This window comes from Psychrobacter sp. ANT_WB68, assembly GCF_008369115.1.
Lineage (GTDB): Bacteria > Pseudomonadota > Gammaproteobacteria > Pseudomonadales > Moraxellaceae > Psychrobacter.
In genome coordinates, this window is the sequence record NZ_VOAZ01000003.1 from 396831 (window position 1) to 420379 (window position 23549).

The following is a 23549-nucleotide window of genomic DNA, read 5'->3' on the forward strand; positions in this document are numbered from 1 at the left end:
AAGGTGGCTAGCTAGTGATGAGTAGGGGATTACAGTCTGATGGCAAAGCAATAGGTAGCAACGTGAATAGCACTAATATTGCTGATAGCGTCAATACGACTGTACTTGGTGCTGGTATTATCACGGTATTTGAACACCAGCGTTTAACTGCGCGTGATTTTGTGCACGTATCAGATTTTCACTGGTTAATGGCGCAAGAATTTGCTGTTTTTAGCATTAAACGTCAGCAAGGACAATGGCAGCTAAAGATCGGGCATTATATCGGTGTTATTTTGCTGCCTAGCGGTATGACGCTTGAGATATTGCCCAAACTGATAGCAAACAAGCTGACTGATTATCAGCAGCCACACGATGTATCTAAATCCAATGACATCAATCAGACGCGCCAATGGGTACAGGATATGCTGGCTGATTTAACCAATGGCCACCACTCTCAAAGCAAGCTACCCAATACGAAAAACTTAGGTCAATTTAGTACTCAGTTGGCAGCGCTACCGATCAAAGCACTGCCATTATCAGACTGGTTGGTGGCTCAGTTTTTAAGGCGTTTGTCTCATTATCGACCGACCAAGCACTATCAAGCGCAAATCCACAACCAAGCAGTGCTACAAGGTCGCTTGCTGATCAAAAAACAGTTGCGCCATAACTGTATGCAGCCGCATAAGTTTGTCTGTGAGAGCAGTGTGCTGAGCCAAGACATGCTTAGTAATCGCTTAATTAAAAGCGCGCTTGTCTTACTTACTCCGCTATTTCCGGCATCGATGTTACTGCCATCATTAAAGCGGTGGCAACAAGTGCCAGCACTGAGTCGTTATGAGCGGCAGCGGCTAGAGCCGCTATATCAGCAAGCAAAGCGGCAGTTAGTGCTGCAGCCTTTATCTCGACAGCAACTACAAGCAGCGCAGCAGTTATTAGATTTGACTTATTGGTTGTTGCAACAATCTGACGCTCATACTGGTAATGGTATTAATGCGCGAACATCATCAAGTACCAATCCCTCTCAATCACGCTTATGTTTATTGATAGATATGAATCAGGCATTTGAGCAGTGGGCAAGCCAGCGTATAGCCAATATGTTTCAGCAAATCAATTTGGCTTATAAGCCCTTATTTCAAACGCAAAGTGTGTGGCTAAACGATGCAGAAGGGCAGGCGTGTCTGTCTATTCGTCCAGATTTATTGATATATAAAGCAGCTGCTGACAACGGTGCTGATTTAAGTCTAGGTCAAGTTCAAAATCAGGGTGATGTGGCAGTTAGTGAGAGGTTAGGGCATTATAGCCACGTGATTGATATAAAATGGAAGCATCTAGCGCACGCAGGCGCGATTAATGCTAACGATGCTTATCAGTTAACGAGTTATGCGCAGGCTTATCGCGCAGAGCAAGTATGGTTAGTTTATCCGGTACAAGATGATATCAGGCAACCCATCGAGCTTAGGCAACAAGTTTATGATAAAGGTGATAGTACAGACTGTCGTAAAACCTCTAACATACAGTCAAATCCCGCTCGATTATGGCTCATTCCCTTCAATGTTATTAGCGGAAATATAAACGGTGGCTTGCTTCCGGACTGGAATGTAGTATAATGAGCGCTGTCGAAAACGACAGTATGTATTATGGTTGGTAAAAATAAACGTTGCGTCACCGCTATTTTTAGGAAGATTGAACGTTTTTAAAAGAATTTAACGATTCTTTGAAAATAATCAAAAATAAGTGTTGACACCATCAGCTTTACCCCTTAATATGTGCACCTCGATAGCGAGGAACATTAACCAGTTAGCGGTATTACCGATAATGAGTTAAGTAGCAGACTATCGTGATAATAGAGAATTTCGGAGTGTGGCGCAGTTTGGTAGCGCATCTGGTTTGGGACCAGAGGGTCGTAGGTTCGAATCCTATCACTCCGACCATCTATTTAAAGAGCCTTACAGGCTTTTTTTTATGTATAATGGTTTAGTTTCTGCTATGCTAGACTGACCAAAATATATAAAAGTCCTCTAAGAGCGCCTGTAGCTCAGTTGGATAGAGCATCTCCCTTCTAAGGAGGTGGCCGCAGGTTCGAATCCTGCCAGGCGCACCATTTAGCCTGTCAATCTTGCCTTTTTTGGCAACAGTTATGGCGGTTGTAGCTCAGTTGGTAGAGCCCCGGGTTGTGATCTCGGTTGTCGTGGGTTCGAGTCCCATCAGTCGCCCCATATTTTATTCTGTATTACCTTCCTTATTAAATCCAAAAATTATTAAAACCATTCTACTTGCCATTGTTGGCATTTTTTTGTGCCTGTCTGTTTAATATCAATGAATGCTTTCTAAATGATGATGCTATTCAAACTATCATGTTTGTTTTTACTATCGTGAGTTATAAACTGCTGAGGCATTTATTTATCTAAGCGTTGCTGGCCTTTTTTCGTTCTTTTCTTATGATAGATGTTATTGATGACTTTTTATTATTTGAAAATCATTCTGAAATTCAGTTTTTGAACCAAACTATTTGCTTCATGCTTTTTTGGTACGTCTTTGTTGTGACTTTATCAAAAATAAAATGCCTATCAAATAAAAATAAAAATTGTTGCTTGAGTGCTTTAAAAGATTTTGCAGTGATAACCGCTTTATCTGTGTTTTTTTAAATTTGACCGTATTAAATGTATATTACTGAGGAAGGGATGGATGGACGCACTGAGCATGTTGCTACAAAATGTGCATTTGTTCGAAACGAAATATTATCGTTTGAATGGTGTGGGTAATTGGTCTTACTCAATCACTAGACAAGATACGATTTTGTTTTATTTGGTCATGTCTGGTGGTTTTTGTATCGATGTCGGCAATGGCCCACGAGAAACGCGAGCCGGTGATATGATTATGATTCCAAGCTCGCATCAGCATGTGAGTTATGCGCTAAACTATCATGGTAATGAGGCTCAGGCGTTGGATGATTTACTGACAAACTGTAAAGAGCATACGCTGGATGTAAAGGGCGATGGTGATTCTGAATCATCATTGATACTGATCGAGTGTAAGTACGACAAGGCAATGATTCGGCCTTTATTGTCGATGCTGCCAGCGATATTACCTGAAATTAATGATGATTCTGATGGTCGGTTTGAAGTCATTGATGTTGAGATTAGGCTACTGACGCTAGAGGCTGAGCGCGAGCGTATGGGTAAAGCTGCGGTCATCAATCATTGGGCAAGTATTATGATGATTGAATGTCTGCGGGTATATATTGAGAGTCTGCCTGAAGCCACCGATAATTGGCTGATAGCTATGAAAGATCCGTTTTTAACCAAAGCGTTGGTAGCGATGCACGAATCGCCAGACAAAAGCTGGACGATTCATAAGCTCGCTGAGGTGGCAGGCATGTCACGCTCAAGCTTTGCGCAGCGTTTTAAAGAGGTGGTGGGTATACCGCCATTGACCTATTTACTGGATTATCGCTTGCGCTTAGCCGCCCGCTATTTGCGTTTGCAGCAAAATAGCATTAGCCGTATCAGTGAATTGGTCGGTTACGCCTCAGATTCGACCTTTAGCCAAGCATTTAAGCGTGTTTATGGGGTCTCGCCAAAAGCCTATCGCCAACAGTATCAGCAACGAAAGCTTGCTTAGTCAGCTCTTAACTGTCGTTTATCTCTAAAAAGCGCTCAGGTTATTTATTTGCCTGAGCGTTTTTTTATATTGATTATGCTAGTTTACTAACTGTTTTCGCTGCTTAACCCAGCCTTTATCATTTATTTTGATGCCTAGTATTTCGGCGATGGACAGCTGACAATGTACTGAGGTTCAGGTACTATAGAATTATGAGTTGCCCCAGACTAAATGTGTTGATACGTTGCTTTTTTAGCATGTTATATCTAAATCTCATGGTATGACAGCTATGCGATGCTGATACCTAATATGACTTGGGCGATGTTGATTTTTTGCAGCTGATGGTATTTTATGACTGAACCGACCGCTAAACCAACCGTAACCTTAAATGACCACCAAGGTGCGACTACGCCTGCCACCCATACAGACAGCGTTAATAAAGAAGACGTTAAAAGTAAGGTGAAGAGTAGTAAACAGGCTGCAAAAAATAAGCAAAAAAGTCAAGTAACGGACGCGCTTGATAAGGCCGCATTATTGGCATTATTTACCTTGCCAAATGCCCAGTTAAATTCTGAACTAAGTTCTGAGCAATCACATCTAAATACTACTAATCCAATACCTGCCAATCATACCCTGCCTAATGCTAACAGCGAGACTAATGTCGCCGCCCAGCGTGTGACGCTTTATCACACTCAGCATGAGCGCACGCGCCAACTCTATATGGCGTCTGCCGCTACCCGTCCTACCTATCTGGTGCAAACGCTAAAAACACAGTTTGCAGAATATCAGCAATATTTACTCGCGCAGCAGCTTGATAAACGTGGCCTTATGGATACGGATGGACTAGAGCGCCTTTGGCAGCAGCTGCATGTGGTTGATGATATTATCGAAGATATCGTGCGTCATATGCCCGCTCAGCAGCCAGCCGGTTGGCAACTAACGACGCAAGATGGACACAATCCGCTGTGCCTTGCTACCGTTGGTAAGCTTAAACATGACAAGCCTATCGTAGATCAAGGCAGTTTAAACAGTTATGTCCTGGGGCATTTTGGGGTCAGTAGCTTTACTTATGACCGCGGTTATTATATTGGTCATGTGGTTGGCTATTTATTTAGCTGCTATTTTTGCGCCCATCTGTCTATCAGTTATGGTGTTACCGCGCTCGGTCCGCAGGTCGTGAGCGGCTATGAATACGCCAGTCTAGAGACGCCGCATATGGTGCGGCTACTACAAGGCTTAGATGGTTATTGCAAAAAACGTATTTATCAACTGGCGGTTATTTGTGCGCGATTAAGCGTATTTGCCAGCGATAAGCGTATCGAGAGAATGCTGATTGCCGAGGTCAATGATTTCGATAAGAAGCTGCAACAACAGCATTTAGACGTTTTATTATTACAAGGTTTGATGCCAGATAGCAGTGATTCTACGCCACTTTTTTAAGATATTAATGCTAAATACACGCTCTCTATAAGCCCTTATCTATTATCTTTCCTCATTGACTACCTTAGGATATTCGCTGCTATGCCCGCTTATCATTATAAAGCGTTAGACGACCATGGCAGTGTTCAAAAAGGCTTGCTCGAAGGCGATTCTGCGCGCCAAGTTCGCCAGCAGCTGCGTGATAAACAATGGACGCCCGTTGAAGTCACCGCCGTCAATGACAGACAGAACCAAAACAAAAACCGCTATAAAAAACCGTCTGCTTATGAATTGGCATTGCTGACGCGTCAGTTATCAGTATTACTGGCAGCCGGTATTCCACTTGAAGAATCGCTTGCGGCGGTCGCCAAACAGTCACCAAAAACCCACATCAAATCTCTCATGCTTGCCGTACGCTCGCATGTGCTAGAAGGTTTAAGCTTGGCGCGTGCGTTGCAGCAGGCAACCAGTTTTCCACCCCTTTATATTGCTACCATTGCGGCAGGGGAAAAGTCTGGTCACTTAGATTTAATCCTCAATCAGTTGGCAGATTACACCGAAAACCGCTTTGCTCTGCAAAAGAAAATTCAAGGGGCGATGGTCTATCCTATTGTGCTGATGGTGATGGCGATTGGGGTGATTATGGGTTTGATGAGCTTTGTGGTGCCCAAAATTGTCAAAGTCTTTGAGCAATCTGAGCAAGCGCTACCTTTGATTACCCAAATTGTGCTGAGCTTATCAAACATCATCACTCAGTGGTGGTGGTTGATGTTACTCGTCTTGGCAGCGACGGCATTTTTGTTTTATCGCTTTGCCCAGACGCAAGCCGGTAAATTAGCCATAGATAGTATTGTTCTCAGATTACCGATATTGGCGCGCTTATCAAAAGGGCTTAATGCCGCACGCTTTGCCAGTACATTGGCGATATTGGTACGTTCAGGTGTGCCATTAATTGAGGCCTTACATATAGGCGCTGCGGTCACGACCAACTTACATATTCAAAAAAGCATTATCACCGCAGCCGATAGGGTGACAGAAGGCTCAAGCTTATCAAGTCAATTAGAAAAGTCCGCCTACTTTCCGCCAATGATGGTACAGATGATTAAAAGTGGTGAAAATTCAGGCGAGCTTGAAAATATGCTCAGCCGCGCGGCTAATATGCAAGAAGCGGAAGCGACCAACTTTATCAGTACTTTGCTGTCTTTACTTGAGCCGTTAATGCTAGTACTCATGGGCGTGGTAGTGATGATTATTGTGATGGCGGTGATGCTACCGATTGTGAATATGAATGATTTGGCAGGTTAGTAAATATCTAAACCTTCTTAAGTTTTCTTCATCTAAATCAAACCTCATTACCTCTATCTTGCTAAAACTTCCATTAACTTTCGTAAGCTTTGCTTACTGTTGTAGATTGTTGACAGCGGAGTGTTTTTACTAGAGCTAAACCAACTGGCACGCTATAGTAAGCATTAGTCAAAAGCCACGTCTAGATAATCTGTATTTGTAAATATACTTCGTGCTTAGCAATATTAGCTGTCATCAAATTATCCGCTGCCTCTTTCAATAAATAAAAATCGCCATCAATAACAAGCTACCGTAGCGCTGGATAAAAATAAAAGCATAGTTTATAGTGATAAACGGTTTAGTGTTCATTAATATAAAACCAACCGATGAAAGCGCTCTGAACACCACATTCACTATTTATATCACCTGATACCAAAAGCGATGACAAAGCGATGACTATAATTGACACCATTCAAGTAAATACCCTACCAAAAAACGCTAAGACTGATTATAAATTTCAAGCAGAAAGTATTGGCGACAATAAACCAGCTTCTACTAGAGCCAGTCAGCCATTGCGTAAAAGCCAGTCTGGATTTACTCTTATTGAAATTATGGTAGTGATTGTGATTCTGGCCATTCTTGCAGGTTTGGTGGTGCCGAAAGTGGTTGGACAAAGTGATAAAGCTCGCGTCAAAACCACTGAAACGGCGCTTGCGACCGTATCTAATGCTCTTGATATGTACAAAGTTGATAATTCGCGTTATCCAACTACGGCGCAAGGTTTAGAAGCGCTAACCACACCGCCAGCAGAGGCCAAAAACTATCCTGATGGCGGTTATATCAAAGGTGGTTATCCGACCGATGGTTGGGAAAACGAGTTGCAATATGTCGCGCCAGGTAGCGAAGGTCGACCTTATGATTTGTTTTCGTTGGGTGCAGATGGACAGCAGGGCGGTGAAGGACAAGACGCTGACCTTTATGCCCAGCTATAAGTTTGGCCTTAAAGTGGTTAGAGATGAGCAGTATCTTATTTTCTAATAATGACATTTTCTTGACTAAAGCGCCGTTTATAATTTCTAAATATCAACCAATAAGGCTTTATTGGTTGATATTTTTTATTAAGACATAAACTAAGTATATAAACGTGCTACTGGGATAAATTTTCCCTGCTTGCTGTGCCTACGCAGACAGAGGCTGCGCAAAATTCCTCGCAGTAGCACTGCGTTTCTTTTGTAGTGTGCTCATTATTATAGTCAGTTATTAAACTCCATCATCAAAGGTAGGTATTTATGTTCATAAAAACAGCCACGTCAATTATCAATAAACGCCTTGCTAAAAAACCTCATGTATTGGCAATTGCGCTTATGAGCACCTCATTGATGACAGGATTATCAATGATGTCAATGAGCGCACAAGCAGCAGGACTAGGTGAGTTGTTTAGTAACAATAATGCAGCTCAATCAAAGTTTTTGCCAGTTGATAAAGCCTTTCAAGTGGATAGTATTTCCAAAGCGACCTCTAAAGGCACGCAGCTATCGATTACGTTTGATATCACGCCTGGCCATTACGTTTATAAAGAAAAGCTCACCGTCAGTTTCCCTAAAGGTATCAGTGCCACGCCATTTAGCTTCAGCCAGTCGCCAGTTGCTATTAATGATCCGACCTTTGGTAAAGTTCCGGTCTTTACTCAAAAAAATATAATCGCCACCACCACGTTGACCAGCAATAATGGTAAAGGCGCCAAAAATGTACCGGTTGTCATTGGTTGGCAAGGCTGTGCCAAAGCGGGTCTGTGTTATCCACCAGAGAAAATAAAAACCACGGTAAATATTGCTACGCTACGTAAATAAGTAATCACGTAGATAAACAGTGAATGGGTCAATTTGAATTTTGGTAATAATAGGTAGTGTTTCATGTCCATTAAGACCGCAGAAAAATCTCCGTCATTAACGGAAAATAGATCTTCAAAAAAATCTTATCTATTGGCATTTGCTTTAAGCGCTAGTTCACTGTTGACGGGATTAACCGCTACTGGACTAGTGGTTGCGCCAGTGGCATCGCAAGCGGCAGGATTGGGTGATTTATTTGGTAATAAAAGTGCTATCCAGCCAAAATTTTTGCCAGTTGACCAAGCTTTTCAGGTCAGCAGAAGTAGCAAACCTACCAATAATGGCATCCGTTTAGCGATTAACTTTGATATTACCCCTGAGCATTATGTTTATAAAGACCAAATTAAGCTGACCCTGCCTGCTGGTGTGACAGCTACGCCTTTTACCTTTAGCCAAAAGCCAGTTTCAATCGACGATCCAACCTTTGGACAAGTATTGGTTTTTGACCAAGCCAATATGGTTGCCAGTACCGTTTTGAGCAGTAGTAATGGCAAAGCTATAGATAATGCTGCTGTGACGATTGGTTGGCAAGGTTGCGCCAAAGCGGGTCTGTGCTATCCACCGGAGAAAATAAAAACCACGGTCAATATCGCGGCCATGCCGCAACAATCGGCAGCGAATAGCGCCAATATTTCCACTGCGCAAAATAATCCTACGAATGATAAACCTCTATCTGCAAATGCCGATGATTCTAATGATGTTGCCGCAGCGCAAACCTTGCCAGATGATGAGGTGATTGATTATGCCTTGTTAGATGATGCGGCTTTAGATGCAGAACTTGGTGCTAGCAATACCATCTCTGGCGCAGACGAAGAAGTTATAGGTGGTAATGTCACAAGTGGAGCAGCAAACAATGACGCTGTCATAAATAATGCTGCTGCAACAGATAGTAATACAGTGATTGGCAATAATGCGATTAATAGCGATCCTTTTGGCTTGGCTTCGCATCCGTGGTTAGCATTGGTATTATTATTTTTAGCAGGATTAGGCTTGGCATTGACGCCATGCGTATTACCGATGCTACCGATTGTCGCCAATATCGTTGCGCGTGAGGAAAACCCGACGGTAAAACGCGGTGTTATTTTGACCAGCAGTTATGCCATTGGTGTCGCGACAGCTTATGGAATTTTAGGTGCAGTTATAGCGGTGTTTGGTGAATCGTTAGGCATTATCGGTTGGCTGCAAAATCCAATTATCTTGATTAGTTTTGCTATTGTATTTGTCCTACTTGCACTATACATGCTAGGTTTGTTTAGCATTCGTCTGCCAAGATTTATTAGTAGTAAGATGCAAGGCTTAAGCCAAGCCGGGGATAGTAAGCTTGGTAGCACGGGCGGCAGTTTAATCGCCGGTTTCTTATCAGCCTTAGTCGTATCACCTTGTGTCTCTGCTCCATTATTTGGGGCGCTGCTCGCAGTATCGACGATTGGTAGTCCACTACTTGGGTTTGCCGCTTTATTTATGCTAGGTTTTGGTTTATCAGCGCCCCTTATCTTAATTGGTGCCACTCAGGGTAAAATTATGCCTAAGGCTGGCGAGTGGATGAACTGGGTGAAGCAAGGTTTTGCCTTATTGCTCTTTGCGGTTGCCTTACTATTGATTGAGCGCGTCTTTATCTCACCTGTGATGCTAATGGTATGGGCGCTATGGTTTATGGTAGTGGCGATGTGGGCGTGGGGTTGGTTGGGTAAAGGTCGTATGCTAACTCAAGCACTAGGGTTAATCGCCGGGATTTGGGCCGCCTGTTTGATCATTGGCGCCGCATTGGGTAACGATGACAGCCTACATCCACTAGCATCTTTGAGCGCCGTTCCGATGATGCAGACGACTGGTCAAGCAGCTATAAGTAATACGACAGATAAAACCGTTACTACGCTTACCGAGTTAGATGCAATTATCGCCGCCAATCCTAAAGTGCTTGTCGATGTCACTGCTGAATGGTGTATTGAATGCCGCATTATGGATAAAAACCTATTTCATAATCGTCCGGTACAAATGCAAGATTGGCAGTTGGTCAGACTTGATATAACAGAAACGACTGCCGACTCTAAAGCTATCTTAGCGCGTTATAAACTGTTTGGTCCGCCAGCATTGCTGTATTATCAAGATGGTCAATTGACCAATCAACAAGTGGGTGAGATTGATCGTTCAGAATTCGAGCAAACCCTAGCCGCACTGAATTAATCATTAAATTTAGATAAATTTTTCTTCATTTCTATACACTAAAAAGCCAACGTCCTTTAATAATAGGGCGTTGGCTTTTTCAATTTTACCGAAAAGCGCCGTAAAACCACATCACTTCTAGGGCATGGATATCAGGCGTCAGTCATTGTCGTCTACTCTTGAAGACACCTTGTTAACCAAACCCGTTAAGAACATAATTACCTCATGAAAACGCTCAAACTACGCATCAGAGACAAACATGCTCAGCAGCTCAATAAGCTGACTGGGGCAGTTAATTTTGTCTGGAACTATGTCAATGATTTGAGTTTTAAACACTTGCAACGTACTGGCAAATTCTTTTCAGCTTATGATTTAGCAAGCTACACCAAAGGAGCGGGTGAATACCTAAACTTGCATAGCCAAACATTACAAGCGGTGGCAGAAACCCATGCCAAATCTCGTAAGCAATTTAAAAAATCCAAACTCAAATGGCGTACCAACAGTCCTAAAGCCAAACGCAGAAACTTAGGCTGGATACCGTTTAAAAAAACAGCCATCAAACACCTAGCAACAAGACAAACTGGTAAAAAGAGCTTGAAAACAACCATTCAGCTCAGCCTCGCTAAGGGTAAAAAGCTCACTATAGATTTATGGGACAGCTACAACTTAGCTCTCTACAGCATCAATACCTGTGAGCTGGTCCAAGATGCTCGTGGTAACTGGTACGCCTGTATGACGGTTAAAGAGTTTCCAACAATTAAATGCGGTCATGGTCAAGTCGGTCTTGATTTGGGCTGTAAGGATGCCGCAGTCAGCAGTGATGGCAACAAATTAGTTATTAAGCAAACTCAAAAATGGGCTGCCAAGCTAGCCATCGCGGGGCGTGCTAAGAATAAAAAGCGGGTCAAGGCCATTCATGCCAAGATTAAGAACACCCGCCAAGACCTGATCCGTAAATTCACCACCAAGCTTGTCAACGATAACACCTTAATAGTTATTGGCAAACTTCAATCAACCTCATTTACTCGGGCCAAACTAGCTAAATCCATCTATGACGCTGGTTGGTTTGAGATTAAGCGGCAACTGATATATAAATGCAAGCATGCAGGTTGTCACTATATTGAAGTGAATGAGCATTACACCACCCAAACTTGTTCGTGTTGTGGCTCTCGCCAAAACAGTCCGAAAGGTAGAACAGGTCTTGGAATAAGAGAATGGCTTTTTGAGTGCGGTGTCATTCATGACCGCGATATTAATGCGGCAAAGAACATTCTTGCGCTCGGGCTTGAGCGTCTAGCAGTAGGAATCCCCTCCGTTTAGGCAGGGGAGGAAGTCAATAAATAGCTTCTTTAATATAGGCGCTAAATCTTTGGTTTAGAGTTGTTTACATTGGCATTAGACAACGATAACGCTAGTATAGTGCACATATTTTCATTACAATAAAGCAACATTGTCGAAGGAGCATTACTATGCGTAGTGGCTGCCTTTTATGTCCCAATTTATTGATTTTCTTTTAGTTCTTATTCTATTTTAGCGCTAACGCTAATGGTTATATTACTTATCTCATATACTCTGCTGGCAATGATGTCAGTTGGATAAAGGACACTTATGTTTTCCCATATTACTCCGCAGCGCACCTCTTTGCCGATTATTAAAGCGCATAAAAACACCAACCCTCAGATGGCAAAGCACTATTTAACGATCGCTATTGGTATGGCGCTCACTTGTTTTACGCTGCAAGGACATGCTGCAAATGGCGGTGAAATTTATGAGGATTTGCCTGTAGAGGATATCGCACTTGAGACTGGAGCGGATAAATCCTCAAAAACTGTGAATAAGCGCGTTGTAAATTCGAATGCAGCCGCGCAAAGCGACAAGGTCATTAGTAAGGAATTCGTCGCCCAACAAGCGAGATTTTTTTATGAATGTACCCAAGTACAGACCAGTGCTGCCCGTTTAGCCTGTTTCGATAAAGTGGCGGAAGAAGGCAAAAAGCCAAGTTATACCACGACCAAACAACCAGTCGATTTGGCAAAAACCTTTCAAAGTACACTTTCAGGCAATCCGCAAGTCGTGTTGGTAGAAGAAAATAGCACCATCACAGCGGATGCCAATGCTACGGCAGATAGTCAGTCAGCGGATATAGAAGGTCTAGACACGGTTGGACTGACGCAAAGGGAAGCTGAGGTATTAGAAAGCGTCGGGGTCACACAAACGGACATTGATAAATTCACCCCGCTAAGTTTATCTTATGATTTGGATAAAAACAGTGAGCGTGGGAAGTGGACCGCCAGGCCGTACCGACCGACCTATATACTACCGATATTTTATACCTTTGATCCCAATTTAGGCCCAAATACACCGTCTCAACCTGCAGTGCCTTTAACGTCTAACGACACGCGCAATACTGAGCTCAAGTTTCAGCTGTCTTTAAAGACCAAAGTAATGGAAGACTTGTTTGATACCAGTGCAGATTTATGGTTTGGTTATACCCAAGAGTCGCACTGGCAAGTTTATAACGAAGACAACTCACGACCATTTCGCGCCACTGACTATCAGCCTGAGATATTTTTGACTCAGCCAGTTGCCGCTGACCTGCCTTTTGGTGGCCGTCTACGCATGTTGGGAGCGGGGGCAATTCACCACTCTAACGGGCAAGATGATCCATTATCACGCTCGTGGAACCGTGCGTATCTCATGGCAGGGGCAGAGTGGGGCAAGCTATCAGTCATACCGCGTCTATGGGCTCGAATCAATAACGAGAGCTCTAGCAGTGAGGATAATCCAGATATTGAAGATTACATGGGTTACGGCGATATCAAATTCTTATATGACTTACCTGATCAACAGAGTTTAAGCGGTACCTTACGTTATAATCCAAGCACCAATAAAGGCGCGGCACAAATCGATTATGTGTATCCATTAAGCAAAAACGTCAATGCCTATGTACAGCTCTTCCAAGGTTATGGGGAGTCCATTATTGATTATAATCATGAAAATACCTCTATTGGTTTTGGTATTATGCTTAACGATTGGAAAGGTTTCTAATATAAGCGCGTCTATAGGCATTGTCCGATGCGCCATTTAGCGCCTTATCAAATTGGATTATGGCTGGCAGAGTATGGAGATATGCGCTGCCAGTTATGCCGTATTTATCGCAGTGCGCCACCATCACAACGCTTACAAATCCACTCTCCATTAAATATCAGTAGTCTATTGACTGCTGACACCACGCCGAATTCCCCACCAAATTTACCAAATAAGCATTGGTTCTTAACTAAGCGTCTTAATAGCGGATTGCTTTGCTCACATTGTCATAATAGTATCGCGTGGCTACCCAAACCCTTCGAAGTAGATATCGCTGTGGGCACTGTGCTCTCTATTCAAGCCGCGACTTATTACGATTATCCGATACGTCAAGCCATTCGTGCTTTTAAGCATGACGAAGATATGACCAAGTTGCCGTTATTGTTACATGTATTGCGTCAATTGCCCCGGCCGCACGGCTGTCATCATGATAATAGTGTGATTGTTGCTATGCCGACAACGGAGCAACGCGTTGTCAAACGAGGCTTTGACCCGGTCAGTATTTTAGCTGCCCAATTGTCTAAACATTGGCACATTCCACTTTGGCAAGGCGTCGAACGTATCGATAATACTATCAGTCAACAAGGGTTAACACGTGCCGAACGTTTAAGTAATTTAAACAATGCCTTTGCTGTAATCGAAAATCCTCATGTTAAGCGCTTAATATTGTTTGACGATGTTGCGACCACAGGTGCTAGCCTTCAAGCATTGGGTCGTGTGTTAATCGGTCAATCTAATGGCTTATCAGACACTAAACCTCATAATTCTAATCAATATCATCTATTAGCCTATGCATTAGCGCATGGCAGTCAATCGTAAACTCTGTTTCTATCAAAACAATGCTTCTATCGATTTATAATAACTATTATGTTGCTAATGTGTTGCCTTAACGTTATATTATTGACAAATTTTACCTACATATTTTGTTTTTTTATTGCTTAAAGAAAGTGTTATATGATTAATGACGCTTTATAAGGTTTGAATCGATAAATATATTGAACATAAGTAGTGTTACTGTATGACGATTGTATCTATTGGAACAAAAATTGCACGTATATCAATGAGTATGGTTAAGAAATAGACTAAGAATGGGTTTTAGAAAGGCTATTAAGAGTAATTATTATATTCTGAACCTAGTATTCATTAAAGACAGTAACAGCTATAAATAGGGATTTGATGTGAACGCATCTACAAATAAGGTAGCACAGAAATTACGAATGACTAGCTCAGGGTTTACCCTGATTGAGCTGATGGTAACGATCGCCGTGCTTGCTATTATTGTTAGTATTGCAGCGCCTAGTATTAGTACTCAACTGGCCAATCAGCGCGTAAAATCAACAACGGCTACTATTGCTAATGCCTTAAAAGAAGCTAAAGTAGAAAGCATTATTCGTCGCCAAAATGTAGAATTGATATATGACGCTACTACGACACCTAAAACAATTACTCTGAAAGCTATTAATACTCCGCCTGTTTCTGATACTAATATATCTGTCTATAATATTGGTAAGCAAAGTATTATTACTCAAACTATTACCCCATCTACGGTAAGTAATATTATTTTTCAACCCAATAAGAAAATAGCTAACAATGCCACAGTAGTATATACCATCTGTGATAGTGGCTCTAATAGTGAGACACCTAAACAAGTAAATCTTAACAATATTGCTAATGTGAACACTATAAATGCTGGGAGTTGTTAATGAAGATTAAAGACACGCAGGCAGGCGTAGGTTTAATAGAAGTGATGGTTGCATTGCTGTTACTAGCTGTGGCTGTTTTAGGGTTTAGCGCCATGCAAATGTCAGCGATTAAAGCGACAGACGAAAGTTTAATGCGTACTCGCTCTTTAGCTATTATGCGCGGAGGGGCAGAGACGATGCGTACTAACCCTAGCGGCATTGCTGCTTTTAAGGCAGCGATAAACGGCACTTCAGATAGTGTTAATGTTGATAGCAAAACCATAACTAAAAATAGTTGTTTGACGAGTGCCAATACTGAACCTACAGCAGCAGCCAGTTGCACTATCAATCAACTGGCGACACGTGATGGACTATTACTAAAATCATATGCAAGCGCTAATGATATTAATATTGGTATGGTACCAGGCGGCTGTCCTGGCACTTCTGGTAATCAAGAACTCCAGTGCTTTGTAGCAAGCTGGGGAGATACCACAGTTGAATTAAGTGATACTGCACCTAAAGCTTGTGCCAATGTAAATGGTAGTTATAAAAACGGCGCAGAGTGCTTTATTATGGAGGCTTACTGATGTCATATAACTATCAAGGCAAATATATGAATGATCATCAAGCAGGCTTTACGTTAATAGAGCTGATGATTTCTTTGGTACTTGGTTTAATCGTATCTGCAGCCGTTATTCAAGTATATCTGATCAATGTAAAAACAAGCAGTATTCAGGCCAGTGGTAGTGAGTTACAAGATGCCAGTGTGTTTGGATTACAACAACTAGAAAAAAGTATTCGCCTAGCAAACCTTGGCAATCCAACCACTAGAATTGATGGTACTACACCTAATGGGGGCATTGTCTTAACGGGGCTTAATATTGGCGTTCCAGCTGCACCGACTCCTTATCCTAATACGGGATATTTGACAAGACGTGCAGGAGATAGCGCCGTTGGTGCGAATGGGTGGACAGGTATATCAAATACCAATACCAATAGCGATCAGTTGACGATTCAATATATCAACATAACAGGCGCTCCAATGACAGATTGTGAGGGTGCAGTCGCTGCTGTCAATGATATCGTGATTGAGCGTTATTTTCTACGTCAGGCAACAGGTGTTACTAGCACTGGTACTATCAAAGACTTAGTCTTGGCCTGTGATGCAGGACGCGTTAATACAGTTGGTGGTATAGCTACTGTGACACCATCAAGTGATCCAAGAAACTTTGGTCAAGCTGGGCAAGAGTTTATTGTCAATGTTGATCAGTTTAAAGTTTTATTAGGTGCTCAGTACACGACTGGGGCTAATGCAGGGCAAATCATTTATCTACCCAGCAGCGCCTATTCGGCGATAACGACTGGTAAGCCAGCAGTCACTTCTGTCAAGATCGGCTTAATTGTTCATGGCAGTACCCCTATTATAGGTAGTGCTGAACAGTCGGAATTTGCTTTGTTAGGTCAGTTGCCCGCAGATAATAAGTTAAAGACAGATGCTAGTAGCAAAAAGAAAGTCCGTAGCACTTATGAGACCACAACATTATTGCGTAACGCTCGTGTCGTAAATATAAATACTAGCCTATAACATATTGGTAAGGAGACTAAAAGTGATTCGATATCGTGATTTATCAAGTTCGACACAGAAACATATCAATATGGGTTTGGCATTTCGCAGCACCGAGCAAGGCGCGACGCTTATAGTAGTCTTATTGTTTTTAGTACTTATTATGTTGGCAGGCGCTATCGCAGTTAGACAGAGTACGACAGATCTCAAAATTGCGACAAGTGATCAGATTAACACGGTCTTACTACAATCCGCAGACAGTGCCAATCAGAAGCTAGAAACGATGGTAAATGGTAGCCCAGCGTCTGAAGGATACAAAGATGTAACAAGTGTGACAGGCGCACTTGGTCATTTTTTATTATTTGAAGATAATAAAGTCAATGAATTTATTTATTGTTTCAATCCGCGTACCCAAAGGTATTTAACCAATAGTGCCACAGTTAGAGTACCTGCTGGTGGGTACGTAGATGGTCTCAATAACGGCGTCTGTAATTATGCAAATGCATCCGATTATACGAGTGCTAGACAGGCTGTGATGACACAAGTGAGTATTGCGCTTACGCCTCCTAGCGTTAATGCAACACCGTTTGAACATGTTGTTATTGGTAAAGAGGTTGAGGATAGAACCAGTAAAAAGTTCCAATTTGATATTCGCCCAACGTCTTCACTACCAGCTTATAGTGAGCCTAAGGTAGGGGGTGATAAGTGTTTTGAGCAAACCAGTATTCGTAATAATGTAGCAACTGGCAAAAAATCATTAAATGAGTGCCTATTAGCGGCTAGCACACCCAGCAAAATGCTATATGAGCAAGCGGATGTCGAAAACGTTTCGTCTTCCACCAAGTGTTATCCATTTGGTAGAGGATCCATGAACTCTAAGTGTGTGCTTTCTACACCTTAATTTGCCTATTCATTGCTTTGAAATAATATAAGGATAGATGTCATGAAACGATTTGACAACGTACCGACAACAACTAACATGATTGCAATACCAGTAAGATATTTGGTCGTTGTCGTGGCATCCATGATGACAATGCCAATCTCACAGGCAGATGTGGCAGGTAAAAAAATCGGCGATTTAGAGATTTACAAAGCTGCGGAAGGTGGTAAAACCACGATAACCATGATGTTAGATACTTCGGGTAGTATGTCCGCACTCGTATCTAATGTTGGAGCTGATGCATGTGACCTACCTACTGGAGTCTATTCTAGTGCAATTAAGACCGTAAATTCTACTACCTCGCCGGTCTATCCCAGAATATACTGTGAGGTTACTAATAAAAAATATTTCTATAAAAAAACTTCTAGTGGGAGAAGTACTACTTGGTACCGTTGTGGTGACAATAGCAGTTTAGGTAGTGATAGTACTAGTTCTTGTAGTACTGTAATATCAGCACCATCAATCTCTGGCTATACTGAAGAGGGTGGCGGTAGGAACTCTAATGATACGTATTATTATAAAATTGAAAATGTTGAATATTACGACCGTTTAACCCGTCTGAAAGATGCACTTTTTTCTCTAATGAATAACACCCAATTAGATGCTACAAAAGTAGCCATTGGAATTGGTCAGTACTCAACGCAAAGCAATAAAAATAATAATACATATATAGGTGCTGATGGTACCAGTGGAAAGATAGTCGTACCGGCAAAACTGGTTGATCAGATCCAGCGTGACGCTATCAAAACAGCAGTAGCAGCATTAAAAGGAGAGAATGGAACACCGACAGCAAATGCTTATGCAGAGGTCGGCGCTTACATGCTAGGCAAAAACACATCTACATCATCTATTACCTATCCAAGAGAAGAGTATAGATATGCTGGTAGAGACTACTATGGGGATTATTATTCACAATGTATCTCATGGACTGCTGAAAGATGTACTGGACTGGGTAATTCCTATCGAATTTCAACATCCGGTTATACGAGCAGTTCTTGTAAGTATTATAATGGTACTTGTCTATCTAAAGATAAAACCCAAAGTGCAGAAGATTGGGGCTTTAGTGGTTTTGAAAACTCTATTTCAAGTGCAAAGTCTGGTTCAAACTATATAAGCCCGCTGTCGTCACCCTCTAGCTGTGATGGACGGGGTATTTACTTCTTAACCGATGGTGAACCAAACAGCTCTCCTGTTCCTTTACCGTTAATGAAGTCAGCTTTAGGTTCTACTAATTTCAGTATACCAGCGGTTACACTACCAAGTGGTAGTCAAAGTGGTAACGGTATGCCCGAAGTTGGTGCCTTTGCCAAAGCCTTACGTGATCCAACTATCAATCCGCTAGGTACAGATAGAGAAATATTCACTGCAGTCGTTGGTTTTGGCTCAGTTTTTGATGTAGATAGAGCAGCAGATGCAAGCAAACCAAATATAGAAGACAGAGTTATTCGTAGATTGCCTTATACCAATCCAAAAACTGGAGTGACCGCAGATCGCGATTTTTACAACTGTAAAAAAATTACAAATATTGACGCAAGGAATGCTTGTAATTGGGGTGAAAAATCTCATCCTTCTTTGTTAGGAGTTGGTGGATTTGGGGAAGGTGGCTTCTACTCAGCACAGTCAACAGAAGATATTGTTAATAGTATTATCACTTTCGTCAGTGATTTAAATCAAACCTTACCATCGGTACCATCAGGTACGATTATCATACCTGATGACCCGTATCGTGCTGATAGCCAGCTTGCTGTTGCCTATTATCCTACGTTACAACCCAAAGTAGCGGAAAACGCAGTTATTTGGGAAGGTAATTTAAAAAAGTATACCTTAAATGAAGGTACCTTATATGGAAAAGGCAGCTCTAAGCTATTTAAAAGTATCGCAGGTGATTTGGATCCCGCAACCCAAGATATGTGGTCAGATAAAAACTATCCTGGTGCCAATGACAAGGTAGAGTCGGGCGGATTTTATTCGTTACTAAATACGCCTAAGACAGGGGCGGCGTCCCTTAGAACTTTGTATGTCGAAGACTGGAATAGTGCCAATAATAGCGACAATAAATCAGTATTGAAGAAGTTTGCGGTAAATACTGATGGTCGGGTGACTGTCAATAATAACCTGTTGAGCGCCACGAGCTTCAAGGATACCACAACCTATAATGAAGCGACGCTACGCAAGCTTTTGAACTTTTTAGGGTTCGATGTGCTTCCGGCTACTTCCGTCAAAGACATGATGCTAACAACCGCGAACGCAACCAAACCTGTCAAAGTGCTAGGGGCAACGATCCATTCTACACCAGCGGCCGTTTCATATTCAGCTACTCTCGATGCTACTACTGGCAGAGTCACTGATGCACGCGATGACTATGTGTTATTTGGCTCATCTGAAGGTGGTTTGCATTTGGTAGATGCAGGCGATCAAGGCACTGGTGATGGTGGCAAAGAAAAGTTTGTCATAATACCCAGAGAGATGCTAAGAGATGCTAGTAAGTCTGATGCGCTTATTAAAGCCGCAACTAAAACTGGATTGGGATCACCGAACTTTGGTATCGACGCCCCTTGGTTGGTCACTGCGGATTATAAGTATGATTTGTCAAACAATAAAGTAAACGTTAATAAAGCAGGTGGTAAGGGCGTATTTGCTTATGGTGGTTTACGCATGGGCGGTGAGGCTTTTTATGGCGTAAACCTTAATGATAGTAACAATCCGAGTATGATGTTTACGATTACGCCAGAAACAACAGGCTTTAGTCGTATGGGTCAAATTTGGGAAAAACCTACCAAAGCCAAAATAAAAACCAGTACTACTGATACAGGTACCGATGTATTAGTGTTTGGTGGTGGTTATGATATGTGTTACGAAAATGAGACTTTCCAAGTCGGTGTTACCGATGCGGCGTTAGCGTTAGTTGGCTGCTCAAATATATCGTCTACCAAAGGTAATGCGGTATATATCATCAATGCTAAAACCGGTGCGTTAATATGGTCAGCTTCTAACGTTTCTAATTCCGCAGGTGCATCAAATACTGTTCCTGCTATGACTAACAGCGTTGTCGCTGGTATTACTACCTTAGACCGCGATAATGATGGTTTCCTGGATCATATATATTTTGCAGACTTGGGTGGTCAGATATTCCGTGCTGATTTTACCAATGCGGGTTTTATAAAACCAGTCACATCAGGAACTGCATCAGCTGAAACTTCTTTTAGCAATACTAGAGTCACGCGTATACTCCAAAGTGCCTATACAGGTAGTAACACAAAGTATAACTATCGCTTCTATGAACGCCCTACTGTCAGTTTCTATCGTAATGACAGTAGCAACAGTTTATTTGCATTGGTTAATGCCATCTCAGGTGATCGCAGCTCACCTTTATCAAAAATACGTGATAATACCAAGGCTGATCGTCTCTATGGCATTATAGACAGCGATGTTACTAAGGCAGATAACGTTTTTTATGCTAGTAACTTTGCTACTACAACGGGCGGTCAAACAATCAAAGATTTAGCAGACAGTAATTTATCTAAATTTCCATCAGATATTGGAAGCCCTAATGATACAGAGTATAACTTAGAACAAAAAACTATCGCTATTAATACTCTGAAAGCTGGCACAAAAAGAGGCTGGTACTATCCTCTTACACGCTTTGATGGCTACGGCAATGTCAGATATACCAAAGGTGTTGGTAAGTCTGAAGTCGTGGACAGCTTTATATATACAACCGTTTATAACCCAGATATGAGCTATGGTGCTACAGATTCTTGCTCTGCTAAAGTAACGGGCGGTTCAGAAAGACAGCTCTATTGCTTGCCTTATGGTATCTGTACTGATGAAGCTTCGAAGAATGGTACGGGTGGATATGTGCAGGCAGGTAAAGGTATTCAAGAGCTAACGCTCGGACCACGTAGCTCAAGTCTGTCCAATCAGCGTTTACTTATTGGCACGCGTACATTGACCGAGCGTGCTAATGATCGTGTGAACTTTGGATCTGATGGTGATAAGGGGCTTTTCAATGCTCTGACGAACCCTAAAGGTTTGGATCAAGGTGGTCTAACAGCGACTGACAGTGTCATTGGTAATGGCACAGCACCTGATATGATATTTAATGAACGTTATACGTTACAGCCTAAAACTTGGTATGAAGTAGACTAATAGGATAGTCGCATGAATATGAAGGCGTTAAAACAACAAGTAGGCTTTACGCTCATAGAGCTGATGATAGTCATTATAATAGTGGCTATCTTATCGGCGATTGCGATTCCGTCTTATCGGCAGTTTGTGGTACGTAATGCTGAGTCTCAAGCACAAGCAAGGATGCAGGAGCTGGATATAGAGCTCAATCGTTGGCGCGCTAGTGCTTTGACTTATAAAGGATTTACACCCAAAAAGGTAGCAAATAATGGCGATATCAGTTATGCATATGATGAGACTGATAATAAAACCATCTACGTCCCTAAGGGTAGCGATAGCACCAATTACCATTATCTGATTACCTTAGTAGACGCTAGTACAGGCAATACCTTGGCCCCTGCAGGCACGGGCTATTCTACTGCGGGCAGCTCATGGCGTATGTTGGCAGAGCCAAACACCTCATTTAAAAACTTAAATGCTAATGTTTTAATGAACAGTAGCAAAGGAATTCGCTGCAAAAGTAAGGATAGGGCTATTACTACTGCGTCGACTGATTGTGGCACTGGAAAGGAGGACTGGTAATGTCTGCTACGACCAAAATATCTAAAGCGACATTCAAGCAGCAACAAGGTTTTACACTAATCGAAATGATGATTGTCGTCGCCATTATTGGTGTATTAGCAGCGATTGCTTACCCAAGCTATCAACAGTACGTTATCAAGACCAAACGTACGGATATGATGACTGAGATGCAAAATATTGCTTCAGAGATTGAAAGCCGTAAGTTGGCCCAGGGTAGTTATAGTGCTATTAGTGCATCTGTCAAAACGGATTTTGCTAACGCGTACCCAAAGCAGGGGGCTCAGCTATATGATGTAACCATAACCGATCCACTAGTTTCTAAATGGACAATTACTGCCACGCCAAAAATTGGTAGTCAAATGTTAAGCGATGGTAATCTTACTTTCAATTACCAAGGTATTAAATGCCGAATCAAAGGTACGAATAAAAAATGTGGTAATGAAGATGAGTGGAATAAATAATGTTAGATGGATAGAAAGATTAGTATTCTAACAAAAAACGTCAGTCGTCTTTACCTTATATTACCTATAATAGGTAGACTGACAATTTTCAGTAGTCTAAGCGTAACATTTAATGTCAAAAAAATTAAAAATAATAAGTTTTTAGCAGCAAATGAGGATGTTTAATACGATATTAGTAATAAATCAATACCATCCGAAATTTTGGCATAGTAAGTGCAGTATTTGGAGTAAGAAAAGAATACATTATATCCCTAAAGATAAAGCGCGGCTGTATTAATAATAGCCAGTTATCTTTATATACCCTAAAAGGAGTTCATATGAACACTAATCAAAAAGGTTTTACCCTGATCGAACTAATGATCGTTGTTGCTATTATTGGTATTCTAGCTGCAATCGCTATTCCTGCTTATCAGAATTATATTGCTAAGTCACAAGTATCAGAAGCATTCACTTTGATGGGTGGTGCTAAAGCTGACGTCAATACGAATTTGCAAGGTAACTTATGTACTAAAGCATCAGGTACAGATGATACAGTAGCGGGTAAATATGGTAATCTAGTCATCAGTGGTACTCCTGTATTAGATGCTAATGCTGCGGCAACAGCGGCTAGTGGTTGTACATTGGTATATACATTTAAAGCTACAGGTGTTTCAAGTCAAGTAGCAGGTAAGAAAATTGGTGCTGACTTACATAATAATGGTACGCTAGTTAAAAATGCTTCTACTGATCTTGCTGTAGACTTATTACCTAAATCATTCACCTAATAGTCAG

General features: G+C 41.8%; 18 protein-coding genes and 3 tRNA genes. All 21 read left to right on the plus strand.

Annotated elements, in window-relative coordinates:
- Nucleotides 1-17 precede the first annotated feature (17 nt).
- The 21 genes from FQ084_RS10195 (at nt 18) to FQ084_RS10295 (ending at nt 23542) form a co-directional block, all read left to right on the plus strand.
- On the plus strand, nt 18-1586 hold the full coding sequence (locus FQ084_RS10195; RefSeq protein WP_149490521.1) for an McrC family protein: 1569 nt from the start codon (nt 18-20) through the stop codon (nt 1584-1586).
- Between the two features lie 247 nt (nt 1587-1833).
- Nucleotides 1834-1910: transfer RNA gene (locus FQ084_RS10200), tRNA-Pro, on the plus strand.
- Between the two features lie 93 nt (nt 1911-2003).
- Nucleotides 2004-2080: transfer RNA gene (locus FQ084_RS10205), tRNA-Arg, on the plus strand.
- A 39-nt stretch (nt 2081-2119) separates the two neighbouring features.
- Nucleotides 2120-2195 (plus strand) — tRNA-His (locus tag FQ084_RS10210).
- A gap of 469 nt (nt 2196-2664) precedes the next feature.
- A complete protein-coding gene (locus tag FQ084_RS10215; RefSeq protein WP_149490522.1) occupies nt 2665-3600 on the plus strand; it encodes an AraC family transcriptional regulator in 936 nt (311 codons plus the stop codon).
- 330 nt (nt 3601-3930) lie between these two features.
- Nucleotides 3931-5019 carry a hypothetical protein gene (locus tag FQ084_RS10220; RefSeq protein ID WP_149490523.1) on the plus strand — a complete coding sequence of 363 codons (1089 nt, stop codon included), beginning with the start codon at nt 3931-3933 and terminating at the stop codon, nt 5017-5019.
- Nucleotides 5020-5100: 81 nt separating this feature from the next.
- Nucleotides 5101-6303, plus strand: coding sequence for a type II secretion system inner membrane protein GspF (gene gspF / locus FQ084_RS10225; protein ID WP_149490524.1), 1203 nt, complete (start codon nt 5101-5103; stop codon nt 6301-6303).
- Between the two features lie 431 nt (nt 6304-6734).
- Complete coding sequence (gspG, locus tag FQ084_RS10230; RefSeq protein ID WP_149490525.1) at nt 6735-7274, plus strand: type II secretion system major pseudopilin GspG; 540 nt, start codon at nt 6735-6737, stop codon at nt 7272-7274.
- 297 nt (nt 7275-7571) lie between these two features.
- A complete protein-coding gene (locus tag FQ084_RS10235; protein ID WP_149490526.1) occupies nt 7572-8132 on the plus strand; it encodes a protein-disulfide reductase DsbD domain-containing protein in 561 nt (186 codons plus the stop codon).
- Between the two features lie 63 nt (nt 8133-8195).
- Nucleotides 8196-10355 carry a protein-disulfide reductase DsbD domain-containing protein gene (locus FQ084_RS10240; RefSeq protein WP_149490527.1) on the plus strand — a complete coding sequence of 720 codons (2160 nt, stop codon included), beginning with the start codon at nt 8196-8198 and terminating at the stop codon, nt 10353-10355.
- Between the two features lie 204 nt (nt 10356-10559).
- A complete protein-coding gene (locus tag FQ084_RS10245) occupies nt 10560-11654 on the plus strand; it encodes an RNA-guided endonuclease InsQ/TnpB family protein (protein ID WP_149490528.1) in 1095 nt (364 codons plus the stop codon).
- A gap of 288 nt (nt 11655-11942) precedes the next feature.
- Nucleotides 11943-13382 (plus strand): phospholipase A, encoded by a 1440-nt coding sequence (locus FQ084_RS10250; RefSeq protein ID WP_149490529.1) that lies wholly within the window; start codon nt 11943-11945, stop codon nt 13380-13382.
- A 27-nt stretch (nt 13383-13409) separates the two neighbouring features.
- Nucleotides 13410-14240, plus strand: a complete 831-nt coding sequence (locus tag FQ084_RS10255) for a ComF family protein (RefSeq protein WP_262880730.1) — start codon at nt 13410-13412, stop codon at nt 14238-14240.
- A gap of 359 nt (nt 14241-14599) precedes the next feature.
- A complete protein-coding gene (locus tag FQ084_RS10260) occupies nt 14600-15124 on the plus strand; it encodes a Tfp pilus assembly protein FimT/FimU (RefSeq protein ID WP_262880731.1) in 525 nt (174 codons plus the stop codon).
- Complete coding sequence (gene pilV, locus FQ084_RS10265) at nt 15124-15690, plus strand: type IV pilus modification protein PilV (RefSeq protein ID WP_149490530.1); 567 nt, start codon at nt 15124-15126, stop codon at nt 15688-15690. The genes FQ084_RS10260 and pilV overlap by 1 nt, the downstream gene beginning before the upstream one ends.
- Before the next feature lie 26 nt (nt 15691-15716).
- Nucleotides 15717-16688, plus strand: coding sequence for a prepilin-type N-terminal cleavage/methylation domain-containing protein (locus FQ084_RS10270; RefSeq protein ID WP_262880732.1), 972 nt, complete (start codon nt 15717-15719; stop codon nt 16686-16688).
- 22 nt (nt 16689-16710) lie between these two features.
- The gene (locus tag FQ084_RS10275; RefSeq protein ID WP_149490532.1) at nt 16711-17568 is read left to right on the plus strand and encodes a PilX N-terminal domain-containing pilus assembly protein; all 858 of its coding nucleotides are present in this window, start codon (nt 16711-16713) and stop codon (nt 17566-17568) included.
- A gap of 42 nt (nt 17569-17610) precedes the next feature.
- Complete coding sequence (locus FQ084_RS10280; protein ID WP_262880734.1) at nt 17611-21756, plus strand: pilus assembly protein PilY; 4146 nt, start codon at nt 17611-17613, stop codon at nt 21754-21756.
- A gap of 12 nt (nt 21757-21768) precedes the next feature.
- Nucleotides 21769-22317: a type IV pilin protein gene (locus FQ084_RS10285; protein WP_149490533.1), complete on the plus strand. Its 549-nt coding sequence runs from the start codon at nt 21769-21771 to the stop codon at nt 22315-22317.
- Nucleotides 22317-22778: a type IV pilin protein gene (locus FQ084_RS10290; RefSeq protein WP_149490534.1), complete on the plus strand. Its 462-nt coding sequence runs from the start codon at nt 22317-22319 to the stop codon at nt 22776-22778. The genes FQ084_RS10285 and FQ084_RS10290 overlap by 1 nt, the downstream gene beginning before the upstream one ends.
- Before the next feature lie 317 nt (nt 22779-23095).
- Complete coding sequence (locus FQ084_RS10295) at nt 23096-23542, plus strand: prepilin-type N-terminal cleavage/methylation domain-containing protein (protein ID WP_149490535.1); 447 nt, start codon at nt 23096-23098, stop codon at nt 23540-23542.
- Nucleotides 23543-23549: the final 7 nt, after the last annotated feature.

Excerpts from the sequence above, each read along its gene's own strand:
- FQ084_RS10195 (WP_149490521.1), top strand. The coding sequence starts at position 18 with ATGAGTAGGGGATTACAGTCTGATGGCAAAGCAATAGGTAGCAACGTG.
- FQ084_RS10215 (WP_149490522.1), top strand. The coding sequence starts at position 2,665 with ATGGACGCACTGAGCATGTTGCTACAAAATGTGCATTTGTTCGAAACG.
- FQ084_RS10220 (WP_149490523.1), top strand. The coding sequence starts at position 3,931 with ATGACTGAACCGACCGCTAAACCAACCGTAACCTTAAATGACCACCAA.
- gspF (WP_149490524.1), top strand. The coding sequence starts at position 5,101 with ATGCCCGCTTATCATTATAAAGCGTTAGACGACCATGGCAGTGTTCAA.
- gspG (WP_149490525.1), top strand. The coding sequence starts at position 6,735 with ATGACTATAATTGACACCATTCAAGTAAATACCCTACCAAAAAACGCT.
- FQ084_RS10235 (WP_149490526.1), top strand. The coding sequence starts at position 7,572 with ATGTTCATAAAAACAGCCACGTCAATTATCAATAAACGCCTTGCTAAA.
- FQ084_RS10240 (WP_149490527.1), top strand. The coding sequence starts at position 8,196 with ATGTCCATTAAGACCGCAGAAAAATCTCCGTCATTAACGGAAAATAGA.
- FQ084_RS10245 (WP_149490528.1), top strand. The coding sequence starts at position 10,560 with ATGAAAACGCTCAAACTACGCATCAGAGACAAACATGCTCAGCAGCTC.
- FQ084_RS10250 (WP_149490529.1), top strand. The coding sequence starts at position 11,943 with ATGTTTTCCCATATTACTCCGCAGCGCACCTCTTTGCCGATTATTAAA.
- FQ084_RS10255 (WP_262880730.1), top strand. The coding sequence starts at position 13,410 with ATGCGCCATTTAGCGCCTTATCAAATTGGATTATGGCTGGCAGAGTAT.
- pilV (WP_149490530.1), top strand. The coding sequence starts at position 15,124 with ATGAAGATTAAAGACACGCAGGCAGGCGTAGGTTTAATAGAAGTGATG.
- FQ084_RS10270 (WP_262880732.1), top strand. The coding sequence starts at position 15,717 with ATGAATGATCATCAAGCAGGCTTTACGTTAATAGAGCTGATGATTTCT.
- FQ084_RS10280 (WP_262880734.1), top strand. The coding sequence starts at position 17,611 with ATGAAACGATTTGACAACGTACCGACAACAACTAACATGATTGCAATA.
- FQ084_RS10285 (WP_149490533.1), top strand. The coding sequence starts at position 21,769 with ATGAATATGAAGGCGTTAAAACAACAAGTAGGCTTTACGCTCATAGAG.
- FQ084_RS10290 (WP_149490534.1), top strand. The coding sequence starts at position 22,317 with ATGTCTGCTACGACCAAAATATCTAAAGCGACATTCAAGCAGCAACAA.
- FQ084_RS10295 (WP_149490535.1), top strand. The coding sequence starts at position 23,096 with ATGAACACTAATCAAAAAGGTTTTACCCTGATCGAACTAATGATCGTT.